Below are 12,632 nucleotides of genomic sequence, written 5' to 3' on the forward strand. Positions count from 1 at the left end.
AGATGAAGGCATTCGCCCAGTCACTGGGCCTGCCGGAAATCACCATCGACCATCCCTGGGGCAACGAATGCCTGAAAGCGCACGGCAAGATGTGGTGCTGGTGGTCGCCCTATGCCGATGCCGCCGTCTTCAAGGCCTCCCGCGAGGAACGCGAGATGCTGCTGGCCGCCGATCCCGAGACCTTTGCGCTTCACCCGCACTATGCCCCGCACAATCTGGTCCTGGTCCGCGCCGGGCGGATTGATGAAGGCTGGGCCCGCGCCCGGCTGATCCAGCAATGGCGCGACGCTGCCCCAAAACGCTGGCTGAAAGCCTGGGACGCAGCGAACCCACCAATCTGATCATTTTCTGTCCCCAAGTATCCCGGGGGTTTGGGGCAGCGCCCCCATCAGCCTCGGCTCCGCGCCCTTCGCGCGGAGCCGAGAGAAAAGCCATGCGGCGCAAGCCGCTCAATTTGAAACACGTCCCGACCTAGCGGTCGATCCGGCATTGGAAGCAGTTGTTCCGGGCCGAGCGCACATGGACATAGGCCACCCGCTGGTCTGCCAACAGCTCATCCGCCCGCGCGGCTATGCGCTCTGTCGCGGTCACGCCGCCGGTGCCATAGACAATCCTGTCGTCCGCCCCATAGCCCCGGACGATATAGTCCGGTGCGGCCAGCACTTCGGGCAGCGCCGCGCCTCCCCCCGCCGCGCAAGGGTCGGCGCAAAGGAAAATCGGCCCGATCTCGGCATAGGGCTGCGGGGCGGGGAAGGGGCGGTGGGCCAGGACCAGCATCCCGGCACCTTCCGGGATCAGCTTCAGACAGTGCCGGCAGGGATTGCCCCCACCGTCCGAAACTCGTCGCTCGGGCGTCTGGCCGTTTGCGTCCGGCCCCCCGGCCTGATAGGCCCGCACAACATCGGTTGGTATCGGTTGAAATCGCATCGCATCCCTCCTGTTTGCACGGACAGGATGCCGGGCCGCCACAGCCTGGGCGACCCGAAGCTTGCGGGTTCAGCCGGGGTCGACCATCCGCCCCATCGCCCGCCCGCCCAGGATGTGCAGGTGGTAATGCGGCACTTCCTGATGGCCGTTCTCGCCGGTGTTGGCGATGGCGCGGAAACCCTCGCCGGTCAGGCCCAGGATCGCGCAGGTCTTGGCGACGGTGCGGTGGAAATCGGCGATCTCGGCCTCGGACGCCTCGGCCGAGAAATGGTCCAGGCTGACATAGGCGCCCTTGGGGATCACCAGCACATGCACCGGGGCCTGCGGGCGGATGTCATGGAACACCAGCGTGTGCGGCGTTTCCATCACCGTCTTGTTCGGAATCTCGCCACGCAGGATGCGGGCGAAAATGTTGGTGGGGTCATAGGTCCAGCCCATGGCAAAGCCCTTTCTTCAATCGACGAACAGATAGTCGGTGGCCGCAATCTCGCGTGCCTGTGCGACCGGGATATCCAGAAACGCGGCAAGGGGTAAGGCGTTTTCCTCGGGCCCGGCGGATTGCCGGATCCGGTGGTGGCCAGAGAGGTTCATGTCGCGCAGCCGGTCGCTTTCAAAGCGCACGTCATAGCGGATCGTCGGCAACAGCCGCTCCATCGCGGCGGCCGAGGTATTAGGGCTGGCCAGTCCCACGCGGCGGGCATGGCCGATCAGATAGTCGTCGCTGAAGGCGCAGTCGATTTCCAGCAGCCGCACCTTGGCACGGTCGTTGTAGAAATCCTGGATCAGGTCGGTTGCCGAAGGGTCCAGGCACAGGATCAGCCGGTCGGTCCCCCAATAGTCGAACAGCATCCGCACCAACGCGCGACGGTGGCGCATCCGCTTTTCCAGCCGGGTCTGAATCCCGCCCAGGTCGGGCAGGGGGGTCGATTCCTCGTTGAAGAGATAATCGACCGCCGGCAGGTTGGTGGCCTGCCGCACCCGTTCCACCAGGCGCTTGGCGACGTGCCATTTCTTGCAGGTCACCAGCATCAACGTGCGCGAGGCGCCCAGCGTGGTCTCGGTCTCCCAGAACCGGGGCGCGAAGCGGCGGCCGATGCGGCCGCGGGCGGTCAGGAATTCGAACTGCCGCTTGCCGTCCCCGGTGGTGTCGAAGCGGCGGCCCGTTTCGGCATAAAGCGCGCCCAGCTTTTCGCGCAATTCCCTGGCGTCCGGGCTGATCTTGCGGGCGAACAGGAAATCCTGGCTGAGCAGAAGGTCGTGATGGTCGTCGTAGAACGTGACCGGCATCCCGTAGTCGGTGAACATCAGGAAGGTCAGCGTGCGCGAGCGGACCTGCTGCGGCGGCACCAGATGGGCGACGATGGTCTGGAAGAAGGTCTCGTCCGGGATCCAGGTGGTGCGGAAGAAGCGCATCACGTCGCGGCGGCGGTCGATGAACTCCAGCACCGCCTCGATCGTGCGGCGGCGCAGGCACCACCACTGGCTGCCGATGCGGATCTTCAGGTCCTCGGGCACCTTGCGCTGCAGGCCCAGCCGCTTTTGCAGGTTCATCGAGGCATAGAACAGCCGCTTGCGTTGGCGTTCGTTGAACCAGTGCCGGTAATGCAGCCGCTCTTCCTTGATCCCGGTCTTGATCCAGTCCGAGGTGAAGAAGTCGAAGCTTTCGATGTAATCGACATCCTCGGCCTCCAGCCAGTGATGCGCGTATTCCGCCGACTTGATCGGCATGCAGTCGCCCGAAAGCATGTAGAAATGCGTGGCGGCGGGGAAGGCGGCCTCGGCCGCGCGGACGGCTTCCAGCGTGGCGGCGACCAGGCTCCATTCGCCCCAGCCGCATTTCACGCGGCGGCGGGCGAAGGCGACGCGCGGGTTGTCGCCCAGGGCCGCACGGATACGGGCATGATCGGCGGGATTTGCGCGGGCGTCGAAGTGGATGGCGATGCAGTCACCCGTCGCGGTCAGCCGCAAGGCCTGGGCGATGATGCCCTCGGGGTCCTTGTGGCACAGCAGGATGAAGGCGATCTGCGTCATGCGGCTTTGGTTGGGGCAGGGGGTGTCATCGGCGCTTCCCTAAACCGGGGCAAGCTTCCTTGAAAAGCCCGAAGTTGTCTGCTTGATTGCCGCAATGTTCGTGCAGCTGTTGCATTTGTGCAGATTGTCCTTGGAAGGGAGTTTGGCATGGGTTTTCCCGGAACCTGGATGACCGAAAGCGAAAGCGTCGTCTACCGGGTGGTGCCGAAATGCGCCTGCTCGACCATCGGGCAGATCATGTACTTCTCGGACCATGGGCAGTTCTTCGATGGCGACATTCATGACGCCACGAAGGGCCTGCACAAATGGGCGCTGGATGGCAGCCAGCAGAAGATCGAGCGCGTGGTGCGCGGCCACCAGGCCTATGCTTTCACCTGCGTGCGCAACCCCTATACCCGGGTGCTGTCGTCGTTCTTCGACAAGATCTGCGGCATCCAGCGCAACGGCAAACGCTATCGCGGCAACCTGGTGCCGCTTCTGATCCAGAAATACGGGATCGAGGTCGGCGGCGACGATGGCAAGCAAGAGTTCGACCAGATCGCCAGCTTCCGGCGCTTCCTGCTGTTCGTGCGCGACACCATCCGCTGGAAAAAGCCGATGGAGCCGGACATCCACTGGTCGGCGATGGCGGGCCATGTCTCGACCTTCATCGTCAATGGTGGGCGCTATGACCACATCTTCTTCACCGAGGATTTCAATCCGGGGATGCAGGTGGTGCTGGACAATATCCAGACGAAGCATGCGGTGGACCTGAAAACCATCCCGCGCTTCAACGAAAGCGAAGGTCACGGGCCCAAGCGCGCCCATCCGGTCGAGGCCTATTTCGACGACCTCTCGATGCATCTGATGTGGGAGATCTACAAGCGGGACTTCCAGCTGTTCCGCTATGACTTCGACAATCCCGCCAACAAGATGCCGATAGGCCCGGTGGACCTGGACGAGGTGCACGCCAAGCTGGGCGACTAAGGCCGCCCGGCAGGGCCAGTGGTCGCCCCGTCAGTGGTCGTCGTGCGCATGCTCGCGATCGATGACATAGCGCTTGTCGCAGTAGCCGCATTCGACCCAGCCGATATCGGCCGGGATCGTCAGCCAGACGCGGGGATGGCCAAGCGCACCCTCGCCGCCATCGCAGGCCACTTTCCAGGTGGTGACGATCTGGGTTTCCGGGGCGTCGTTGGTCATGGTGGTGATCCTGTCTGGTACGCAGCCCGCTTTTAGCGGCCCATGGCCCCCGGGCACAAGAGCGTCGCAACGCCCCGCTGCGGAAAGCCTGCGGTGAAAGCCCCGCGATCGGCCGCGGCTGTCCATGGCAATGGGCGCGTCCCCCCTCGATGGGGGGCAAGCCCGCACCCCTATCCGCCGATCAGCGCCCCGCGCGATTTCAGCGCGGTCAGCCAGCCCAGACCCTGCGCGGTGCCCTTGGCCGGCCGGTATTCGCCCGAAATCCAGACCTCGGGGCAATGGGCGTCGATGGCATCGCACAGGTCGGGCAGCGAGAAGCCCCCGCCGCCGGGTTCGGTCCGGGCCGGGAAACCGGCGATCTGGACGTGGTTGATCCGGTGGCGATGCTCGTCCCAGACGGCCCCCGCATCGCCGTGCAGCCGCGCCGCGTGCCACAGGTCGAACTGGATGCCGACCCGCGGATTGGCGATGTCGTCCAGGATGCGGGCGGCCTGGTCGTAGTCGTTCAGGAAGTAGCCGGGCATGTCGTCGGGGTTCAAAGGCTCGATCGACAGGGTCAGGGCGGGCGCCTCGGCCAGGGCCCAGGCCAGGTTTTCGGTGTAGCACAGTTCGGCCTGCGGGCCCTTGGCGACGCCCGCCATCACATGCACTCGCCCCGCCTGCAGCCGCGTGGCATAGTCCGCCGCCCGCAGAAAGCTGTCGCGAAAGCGCAACTCCATCCCCGGCACGGCGGCAAAGCCCCGGTCGCCGCTGGCCCAGTCGCCGGGTGGCGTGTTGATCAGCGCCAGGGGCGCCCCGTTCAGTGCGCGTTCCCACTCGGCCATCGGCTGGTCATAGGGGAACAGCACCTCGACCCCGTCGAATCCGCAGCGCGCCGCCCAGTCGGGGCGGTCGAGCATCGGGACTTCGGTGAAGAGGTACGTCAGGTTGGCGGCAAAACGGGGCATGTCTGTTCAGGGCAATTCCGACGAAGGGATGACCGGGAAGAACTGCCCCGAGGACCAAAGCCCGAACCACTTATGCCCGTCACGCGCCTCATGGCAACCCAGATCAACCAGCCGGTAGAAGGATTTCCGGTCGATCAGTGCCCAGAGATTGCTGCGGATCAGGATATAAGGCGAGGGCTCACCCGTCTTTGGGTCACGTTCGACGCGCAGGGGATGGTCCGGGCCAAGGGTCGCGGTGTCCTCGGTTTTCGTGGTGAAGGTCAGGACCTGGTCGCGGCCCGCGCCCTGAATGTCGAAGTCGGTGGCCAGAAGCGGGGCGTCGTCCACCTTGATCCCCACCTTCTCGACCGGAGTGACAAGGAAGTAGTCGTCCCCTTCGCGCTTCAGGATCGATGAGAAGAGCTTGACCAGCGGCGCGCGGCCGATGGGGGTGCCCAGGTAGAACCAGGTTCCGTCCCGGGCGATACGCATGTCGATGTCGCCGCAGAAGGGCGGGTTCCACAGATGGACCGGGGGCGGGCCCTTCTGTCCGGCGGCCTTGGCGGCTGCGGCAAGCGTATCGGCGTTCGGTGTCGTCATGGGCGCAATCTAATCGCGTTGGGTGCAGGTGCAACGGGGTGTCTGCCGGGAGGTTCCGCCGCGGCTGGGCGGGCAAATCTTTTCGAAAAGATTTGCAAAAGCCTTCGAAGGCTTTTGGGCCCGGTTGACGCCGCTCTCACGATCATTTGTGTCAAGTCGCCTTTTGCCATTTGTGCCCGGCGGGATACTTCGCTTTACTGACCGGGTACCACCCTGAAGGGAGCATGAGGCATGGCCGACACCAAGGCGCTTGTGGCGGAAATCGAGGCGCTGGGCGCGGTGCTTGGCCAGGCCAAGACCTCGATCAACCGCCGGTTCATCGGGCAGGAAAAGGTCGTCGACCTGGTCCTGGCCAGCATGCTTTGCGGCGGCCATGCACTGCTGGTCGGCCTGCCGGGCCTGGGCAAGACGCGGCTGGTCGACACTTTGGGCACGGTGATGGGCCTGAAGGCCAACCGCATCCAGTTCACGCCCGACCTGATGCCGGCGGATATCCTGGGGTCCGAAGTGCTGGAGACCAGCGGCGACGGTGGCCGTGCCTTCCGCTTTGTCGAAGGGCCGATCTTCTGCCAACTCCTGATGGCGGACGAGATCAACCGCGCCTCGCCCCGGACGCAGTCGGCGCTTCTGCAGGCGATGCAGGAGAAAGAGGTGACCATCGCCGGCCAGCATCGGCCCCTGGGCAAGCCGTTTCATGTCCTTGCCACCCAAAACCCGATCGAGCAGGAAGGCACCTATCCCCTGCCCGAGGCGCAGCTTGACCGCTTCCTGGTGCAGGTGGACGTCGAATATCCGACCCGCCAGACCGAACGGGATATCCTGATCGCCACCACCGGGGCCGAAGAGGCCGAGGCGCATCAGGTCTTTACCGCCGAGGAACTGATCAAGGCGCAGGGCGTGATCCGCCGGATGCCGGTCGGCGAGCAGGTGGTCGAGGCGATCCTTGACCTTGTCCGCGCCTGCCGTCCGGGAGAGCCGGAGGGCCGCGATCTGGCCGACAGCCTGTCCTGGGGGCCGGGGCCGCGCGCGGCGCAGGCGTTGATGCTGACGGTGCGGGCGCGGGCGCTGCTGGACGGGCGGCTGGCGCCGTCGATCTCGGACGTGGCAGAACTGGCGCAGGCGGTGCTGGTTCACCGGATGGCCCTGTCCTTTGCCGCGCGCGCGCGGGGCGAGACGCTGGCGGGCATCATCGCGCGCGTCACCGCCCGCACTCTGCGGCTTGAGGCGGCGGCGTGAGCGTAGCCCCCCAGGCACCGAACGGCGATCTGCGCTCACGCGCAGAGGCGCTGGGCCAGTCCCTGCCGCCCCTGCTGGCCGAGGCCGAGATGCTGGCCGCGACCGTGATGATGGGCGAACACGGGCGGCGGCGCGCGGGGCTGGGGGATGAGTTCTGGCAATACCGGCCGGCGCACCAGGGCGATTCGGCGCGGATGATCGATTGGCGCCGCAGCGCGCGGTCGGATGCGCATTTCGTGCGCGAACGCGAATGGCAGGCGGCGCAGTCGGTGACGCTGTGGGTCGATCCGTCGCGCTCGATGTCCTTTACCGGGGACAAGGGGCGGGCGCCGAAGGCGGACCGGGCCAAGCTGTTGGCGTTGGCACTGGCCGTCCTGCTGTTGCGCGGGGGGGAACGGGTCGGGCTGGCCGGGCTGGCCCATCCGCGCGCGGGGCGGACGCAGCTTCTGCGCCTTGCCGCGCGTCTGGCGGGTGAGGAGACGGCCGACGATTATGGCGCGCCTGAAACCGAAGGCATGGTCAGCCATGGCCGCGCGGTGTTTCTGTCGGATTTCCTGGGCGACGTGACGGCGGTCGAGGCGGGGTTGGCGCGGGCGGCGGACCGGGGGGTCAAGGGTATCCTGATCCAGATCCTTGACCCGGCCGAGGAAGAGTTTCCCTTCGACGGCCGCACGATCTTTGAATCGATGGGCGGCGGCTTGCGGCACGAGACGCAACAGGCCGGAGAGTTGCGGGCCCGCTACCTGGCGCGGCTGGCGGAACGCAAGGACCGGCTGGCGGCCCTTGCCCGCGCCGTCGGCTGGCATTTCACCACGCATCACACCGGCCACCCGGCGCAATCGGCGCTGCTTTGGGCCTATGCCGCGCTGCAGGGGGGGCGGTAGATGTTCATGCTTGGCCCTGTCGGGTTCGCGGTTCCCTGGCTGCTGCTGGGCCTGATCGCGCTGCCGATCCTGTGGTTCCTGCTGCGTGCCGTGCCGCCCGCGCCGATCCGGCGGCGGTTTCCCGGCGTGGCGCTGCTGCTGGGCCTGAAGGATGACGAGGCCGAGACCGACAAGACGCCATGGTGGCTGCTTTTGTTGCGGATGCTGGCGGTGGCGGCGGCGATCATCGCGTTTGCCGGCCCGATCCTGAACCCCGACGAACGTGTCGCCGGCTCGGGTCCGATGCTGATCCTGGTCGATGGGTCATGGGCCGATGCGCGCGATTGGCCCCGCCGTGTGGAAAAGGCCGAGGCGCTGGTCGCGGAAGCTGGCGCTCAGGGGCGGCCGATGGCGTTGTTGCGGCTGAGCGATGCGCCCGAGGCGGTACAGTTCCAGACCGCCGAGGCCTGGGCCGGCCGGGTCGCCGGGCTGCAACCGCAGGCCTGGGCACCGGCGCTGGCCGATTGGGCCGGGGTCCTGCCCGAGGGGCGGTTCGAAACGGTCTGGCTGTCGGACGGGCTGGACCATCCGGGCCGCGATGTGCTGCTGGACGAATTGCAGGACCGGGGCACGGTACGGGTGATCGAAAGCCCGCGCCCGGTGCTGGCCCTGCATCCGGCAAGGTTCGAAGAAGGTGCCGTCGTGGTCGCAGCCAGCCGGATGCCGGTCGCCGATGCGGTGGAGGTTGAAGTGATCGCGCGTGGACCCGACCCGTCGGGCATCGAGCGCGAACTGGCGCGGGTCACGCTGGCCTTCCCGGCTGGCGAGGCGCGCGCCGAGGCGGAACTGGACCTGCCGCCCGAACTGCGTAACCGCATCACCCGCTTCGAAATGGAGGCCGCGCGCACGGCCGGGGCGGTCAGTCTGGCCGACGACAGCCTGAAGCGCCGCAAGATCGCGCTGATCGGCGCGGGACCGGACCAGGAGGGGCTGCAGCTCCTCTCGCCGCTGCACTATCTGCGCCAGGCGCTGGAGCCGGTGGCGGAACTGATCGAGGGCAGTCTGTCCGACGTGATCCTGGCGAATCCCGACGTGGTGATCCTGGCCGATGTGGCCCGGCTGACCCAGACCGAATCCGACGCCCTGGTGGAATGGGTCGAGGAGGGGGGGCTTCTGTTGCGCTTCGCCGGGCCGCGTCTGGCCGCCAGCGATGTCAGCCGGTTCGAGGAGGACCCGCTGCTGCCGGTGCGCCTGCGCGAAGGTGGCCGCACGGTCGGCGGCGCGATGAGCTGGGGGGAACCGAAGGCGCTGGCGCCGTTTGCCGAGGGTTCGCCCTTCTATGGCCTTGTCGCGCCCGGTGACGTGGTGGTGCGGGCGCAGGTGCTGGCCCAGCCCGACCCGCAACTGGCCGAGCGCACCATTGCGGCACTGGATGACGGCACGCCTCTGGTCACGCGCAAGGGGCTGGGGGACGGCCAGGTTGTGCTGGTGCATGTGACGGCGAACGCCGAGTGGTCCTCGCTGCCGCTGTCGGGCCTTTTCGTGCAAATGCTGGAGCGGCTGGCGGTGTCGACCCGTCCCGTGCTGCCCGAGGCGGCGGATCTGGCGGGTCAGACCTGGGTGCCGCAGGACCTGCTTGATGCCTATGGTCAGACCCAGGACGCCGGCGAGATGGGCGGAGTCGAGGGCGAGGCGCTGGCCGTGGCCATCGCCGCCGGTCCGACGCAGGCCCTGCCGCCCGGCCTTTATGCCGGAGAGGAACGGCGCGTGGCGCTGAACGTGATGGGGCCCGAGACGACGCTTCTGCCGGCCGCCTGGCCCCCCTCGGTCCCGGTCGAGGGGCTGGAGGGGCGCGAGGCGCAGGCGTTGAAGGGGGCCTTCCTGACGGGGGCGCTGGGGCTTCTCTTGCTGGACGTGCTGGCGGCGCTGTGGGTCGCGGGGCGGCTATCGGGCCTGCGGCGCGGGGTGGCGGTTCTGGCTGTGGCGCTGGTGCCCCTGGCCCCACAGGGCGCACGGGCGCAGGACACGTCGCTGCCCGACGACGCGCTGGCGCTGGAGGCGACGACGGCGGTGGTGATGGCGCATGTCCTGACCGGCAACGCCGAGATCGACGAGATCGCAGCCGCCGGCCTGTTGGGCCTTGGCGACAAGCTGTGGCAGCGCACCTCGGTCGAGCCGCAACTGCCGATCGGCGTGGATATTGAACGCGACGAGTTGGCGTTCTTCCCCTTCCTGTACTGGCCGATCACGGCGGATCAGCCGACCCCCTCGGCCGCGGCCTATGAAAAGCTGAACGAATACCTGCGCACCGGGGGGATGATCCTGTTCGATACCCGCGACGCGGATGTCGCCAGTTTCGGCGGCGCCACGCCCGAGGGCCAGGCCTTGCAACGGATCGCCGCGGGCCTGGACGTGCCGCCTCTGGAACAGATGCCGCCCGACCATGTGCTGACCCGGACCTTCTACCTTCTGCAGGACTTTCCCGGCCGCCACCCGCGCGGCCCGATCTGGGTCGAGGCCGCGCCCTTGGCCGAGGATGAGGCGCCCGAGGGGATGCCCTTCCGCAACCTGAACGATGGGGTGACCCCGGTCGTGATCGGCGGCAACGACTGGGCTGCCGCCTGGGCGGTGGATGACATCGGGGTGCCGCTTTTGCCGGTGGGCCGGGGCTTTGCCGGCGAACAACAGCGCGAGATCGCCTATCGCTTCGGGATCAACCTGATGATGTATGTGCTGACCGGCAACTACAAATCCGACCAGGTCCATGTGCCCGCTTTGCTGGAAAGGCTGGGGCAATGAGCGCTTCGCTGGTCTATGCGCCGCTGGTCGGCTGGTGGGTGATCGGGGCGCTTGCCGCCGTGGCCGTCGCGCTGGTTGCGCTGGCACTGTGGCGGGGCCTGTCGGGTTGGTGGATCCGGGCGCTGGGCTTTGCCGCGCTTCTGGCGGCGCTGGTCAACCCCGCCTTGCAGGAAGAGGACCGCGCCGGCCTGTCGGATATCGTGGTGCTGGTGGTCGACGAAAGCTCCAGCCAGGCCTTGGGCGACCGGCAGGCGCAGACCGAGGCGGCGGTGGCGGCGGTAGAGGCCGAGGTCGCGGCGCTGCCGAACACCGAACTGCGCATCCACCGGCTGGGCGACGGGGAAGAGGATGCCGGCACTCTGGCCCTGACCGCGCTGGCCGAGGCGCTGGCCGAGGAACCCCGCGCCCGGGTGGCAGGGGCGATCGTGATCACCGACGGTCGCACGCATGACCTGGGTCTTGTGCCGAACCTGCCCGCGCCGCTGCAAGTGCTGCTGACCGGCCGTGAGGCGGATTGGGACCGCCGTCTGGTCATCAAGAACGCCCCCGCCTTTGCCATCATCGGCGAGGAATTCGTCCTGGACCTGCGGATCGAGGATATCGGCGCGCCCCCACCAGGCGCGGGGAATGAGGTCGCGCTGACGATCAGCGTCGATGCCGAGGAACCGGCGACCTATACCGTGCCCCTGAACACCGACCTGGAACTGCCGGTGACCTTGCCGCATGGCGGGGCGAACGTGCTGCAGTTCAGCGTGGCTCCGGTTGAGGGCGAGTTGACCGACCGCAACAATGCCACAGCGATCCAGGTCAACGGCGTGCGCGACCGGCTGCGCGTCCTGCTGGTGTCCGGTGAGCCGCACGCCGGCGAACGGGTCTGGCGCAACCTGCTGAAGTCGGACGCCAGCGTGGACCTGGTCCATTTCACCATCCTGCGCCCGCCGGAAAAACAGGACGGGGTGCCGGTGGATGAACTGTCCCTCATCGCCTTCCCTACCCGGGAGCTGTTCGTCGAGAAGATCGAGGAATTCGACCTGATCATCTTCGACCGCTACCGGATGCGGGGCATCCTGCCGATGTCCTACATCGAGAACGTGGTGAACTATGTCCGCAATGGCGGCACGGTGCTGGTCGCGGCGGGGCCCGAATATGGCGCGGTGGACAGCCTCTACCGCTCGCCCCTGGCCGAGATCCTGCCAGTCGCCCCCACGGCACAGGTGGTGGAGGAAGGCTTCCGCCCCGCGTTGACCGACCTTGGCCGCCGCCATCCGGTGACCGAGGGGCTGGAAGAAGACGCGCCCGAGGGGGGATGGGGCCGCTGGTTCCGCGCGATCGAGGTGGAGTATCTGGACGGCCAGATCCTGATGACCGGCCCCCGCGACTTGCCGCTTCTGGTCCTGAACCGGGTCGATCAGGGGCGGGTGGCCGTGCTGGCTTCGGACCACGCCTGGCTTTGGGGCCGGGGGTATGAGGGCGGCGGGCCGCAGCTGGAACTGCTGCGCCGCCTGGCGCACTGGATGCTGAAAGAGCCCGAGCTTGAGGAAGAGACCCTGACCGCCACGGTGCAGGGCGAGGCGATGACGATCACCCGCCGCTCGATGCTGGAAGAGGCACCGGGGCCGGTGACGGTCACCGGACCGGACGGCGCAGAGACCGTGCTGGACATGCCGCAGGCCAGCCCCGGCAAGTATGAGACCGTCTGGCAAGCGCCAATGCTGGGCCTTTACCGGCTGGAGCAGGGCGATCTGGTGCGCGTGATCGCCGTCGGCCCCGCCGCGCCGCGCGAATTCATCGAGACCATCGCCTCAAGCACAGAGCTTGCGCCGCTGGCCGAGGGAACGCTGGGCGGCGTGACGCGGATCGAGGACGGGCTGCCCGACATCCGCAGCGTGGCCGAGGGCCGCCCCGCCATCGGCCGTGGCTGGATCGGCGTGACCCCGCGCGAGGCCTATGTGACCACCGATGTGAACGTCGTCGCCCTGCTGCCGCCCTGGGCATGGCTTCTGCTGGCGGCTGGCTTTGCCCTGCTCGCCTGGCTGGTCGAGGGGCGCAAGGGCGCAAAGGCCTGACG

The 12,632-nt window shown here is 67.5% G+C and carries 12 protein-coding genes; 6 read left to right on the plus strand and 6 right to left on the minus strand.

Annotated features, from left to right (window positions below; translation table 11 throughout):
• The first annotated feature begins 2 nt into the window (after positions 1-2).
• Positions 3-341 (plus strand): MmcQ/YjbR family DNA-binding protein, encoded by a 339-nt coding sequence (locus CXR42_RS11960; RefSeq protein ID WP_103257809.1) that lies wholly within the window; start codon positions 3-5, stop codon positions 339-341.
• Between the two features lie 130 nt (positions 342-471).
• On the opposite strand, the gene CXR42_RS11965 is transcribed toward CXR42_RS11960, so the two are convergent.
• From CXR42_RS11965 to CXR42_RS11975, 3 genes are all read right to left on the minus strand, one after another.
• On the minus strand, positions 472-927 hold the full coding sequence (locus CXR42_RS11965; RefSeq protein ID WP_103257810.1) for a DUF1203 domain-containing protein: 456 nt from the start codon (positions 925-927) through the stop codon (positions 472-474).
• Positions 928-996: 69 nt separating this feature from the next.
• Positions 997-1,365: an HIT domain-containing protein gene (locus CXR42_RS11970; protein ID WP_103257811.1), complete on the minus strand. Its 369-nt coding sequence runs from the start codon at positions 1,363-1,365 to the stop codon at positions 997-999.
• 15 nt (positions 1,366-1,380) lie between these two features.
• Positions 1,381-2,958 (minus strand): DUF5928 domain-containing protein, encoded by a 1,578-nt coding sequence (locus tag CXR42_RS11975; RefSeq protein ID WP_103257812.1) that lies wholly within the window; start codon positions 2,956-2,958, stop codon positions 1,381-1,383.
• A 147-nt stretch (positions 2,959-3,105) separates the two neighbouring features.
• Between CXR42_RS11975 and CXR42_RS11980 the strand changes: the two genes are divergently transcribed.
• Positions 3,106-3,924 carry a sulfotransferase family protein gene (locus tag CXR42_RS11980; RefSeq protein WP_103257813.1) on the plus strand — a complete coding sequence of 273 codons (819 nt, stop codon included), beginning with the start codon at positions 3,106-3,108 and terminating at the stop codon, positions 3,922-3,924.
• A 30-nt stretch (positions 3,925-3,954) separates the two neighbouring features.
• Here the strand turns inward: CXR42_RS11980 and CXR42_RS11985 are convergent, their stop codons facing one another.
• The 3 genes from CXR42_RS11985 to CXR42_RS11995 all read right to left on the minus strand — a co-directional run bounded on the left by CXR42_RS11985 (position 3,955) and on the right by CXR42_RS11995 (position 5,666).
• A complete protein-coding gene (locus CXR42_RS11985; protein WP_103257814.1) occupies positions 3,955-4,140 on the minus strand; it encodes a zinc-finger domain-containing protein in 186 nt (61 codons plus the stop codon).
• A 170-nt stretch (positions 4,141-4,310) separates the two neighbouring features.
• Positions 4,311-5,087, minus strand: a complete 777-nt coding sequence (locus CXR42_RS11990; RefSeq protein ID WP_103257815.1) for a hydroxypyruvate isomerase family protein — start codon at positions 5,085-5,087, stop codon at positions 4,311-4,313.
• Between the two features lie 6 nt (positions 5,088-5,093).
• The gene (locus CXR42_RS11995) at positions 5,094-5,666 is read right to left on the minus strand and encodes a DUF1285 domain-containing protein (RefSeq protein ID WP_103257816.1); all 573 of its coding nucleotides are present in this window, start codon (positions 5,664-5,666) and stop codon (positions 5,094-5,096) included.
• A 231-nt stretch (positions 5,667-5,897) separates the two neighbouring features.
• Between CXR42_RS11995 and CXR42_RS12000 the strand changes: the two genes are divergently transcribed.
• Genes CXR42_RS12000 through CXR42_RS12015 form a run of 4 tightly spaced genes read left to right on the plus strand, consistent with a single transcriptional unit; the run spans position 5,898 to position 12,630 of the window.
• Entirely contained in the window at positions 5,898-6,902 is a 1,005-nt protein-coding gene (locus tag CXR42_RS12000) for an AAA family ATPase (RefSeq protein ID WP_103257817.1), read from the plus strand.
• Positions 6,899-7,786 (plus strand): DUF58 domain-containing protein, encoded by an 888-nt coding sequence (locus CXR42_RS12005; RefSeq protein ID WP_245875433.1) that lies wholly within the window; start codon positions 6,899-6,901, stop codon positions 7,784-7,786. The genes CXR42_RS12000 and CXR42_RS12005 overlap by 4 nt, the downstream gene beginning before the upstream one ends.
• Complete coding sequence (locus CXR42_RS12010; RefSeq protein WP_103257818.1) at positions 7,787-10,564, plus strand: DUF4159 domain-containing protein; 2,778 nt, start codon at positions 7,787-7,789, stop codon at positions 10,562-10,564.
• The gene (locus CXR42_RS12015; RefSeq protein ID WP_103257819.1) at positions 10,561-12,630 is read left to right on the plus strand and encodes a hypothetical protein; all 2,070 of its coding nucleotides are present in this window, start codon (positions 10,561-10,563) and stop codon (positions 12,628-12,630) included. The genes CXR42_RS12010 and CXR42_RS12015 overlap by 4 nt, the downstream gene beginning before the upstream one ends.
• Positions 12,631-12,632 lie beyond the last annotated feature (2 nt).

The sequence above is a fragment of the Tabrizicola aquatica genome (assembly GCF_002900975.1).
GTDB lineage: Bacteria > Pseudomonadota > Alphaproteobacteria > Rhodobacterales > Rhodobacteraceae > Tabrizicola > Tabrizicola aquatica.

Coding starts and splice junctions, on each gene's coding strand:
- CXR42_RS11960 (WP_103257809.1), top strand. CDS start 3: ATGAAGGCATTCGCCCAGTCACTGGGCCTGCCGGAAATCACCATCGAC.
- CXR42_RS11965 (WP_103257810.1), bottom strand. CDS start 927: ATGCGATTTCAACCGATACCAACCGATGTTGTGCGGGCCTATCAGGCC.
- CXR42_RS11970 (WP_103257811.1), bottom strand. CDS start 1,365: ATGGGCTGGACCTATGACCCCACCAACATTTTCGCCCGCATCCTGCGT.
- CXR42_RS11975 (WP_103257812.1), bottom strand. CDS start 2,958: ATGACGCAGATCGCCTTCATCCTGCTGTGCCACAAGGACCCCGAGGGC.
- CXR42_RS11980 (WP_103257813.1), top strand. CDS start 3,106: ATGGGTTTTCCCGGAACCTGGATGACCGAAAGCGAAAGCGTCGTCTAC.
- CXR42_RS11985 (WP_103257814.1), bottom strand. CDS start 4,140: ATGACCAACGACGCCCCGGAAACCCAGATCGTCACCACCTGGAAAGTG.
- CXR42_RS11990 (WP_103257815.1), bottom strand. CDS start 5,087: ATGCCCCGTTTTGCCGCCAACCTGACGTACCTCTTCACCGAAGTCCCG.
- CXR42_RS11995 (WP_103257816.1), bottom strand. CDS start 5,666: ATGACGACACCGAACGCCGATACGCTTGCCGCAGCCGCCAAGGCCGCC.
- CXR42_RS12000 (WP_103257817.1), top strand. CDS start 5,898: ATGGCCGACACCAAGGCGCTTGTGGCGGAAATCGAGGCGCTGGGCGCG.
- CXR42_RS12010 (WP_103257818.1), top strand. CDS start 7,787: ATGTTCATGCTTGGCCCTGTCGGGTTCGCGGTTCCCTGGCTGCTGCTG.
- CXR42_RS12015 (WP_103257819.1), top strand. CDS start 10,561: ATGAGCGCTTCGCTGGTCTATGCGCCGCTGGTCGGCTGGTGGGTGATC.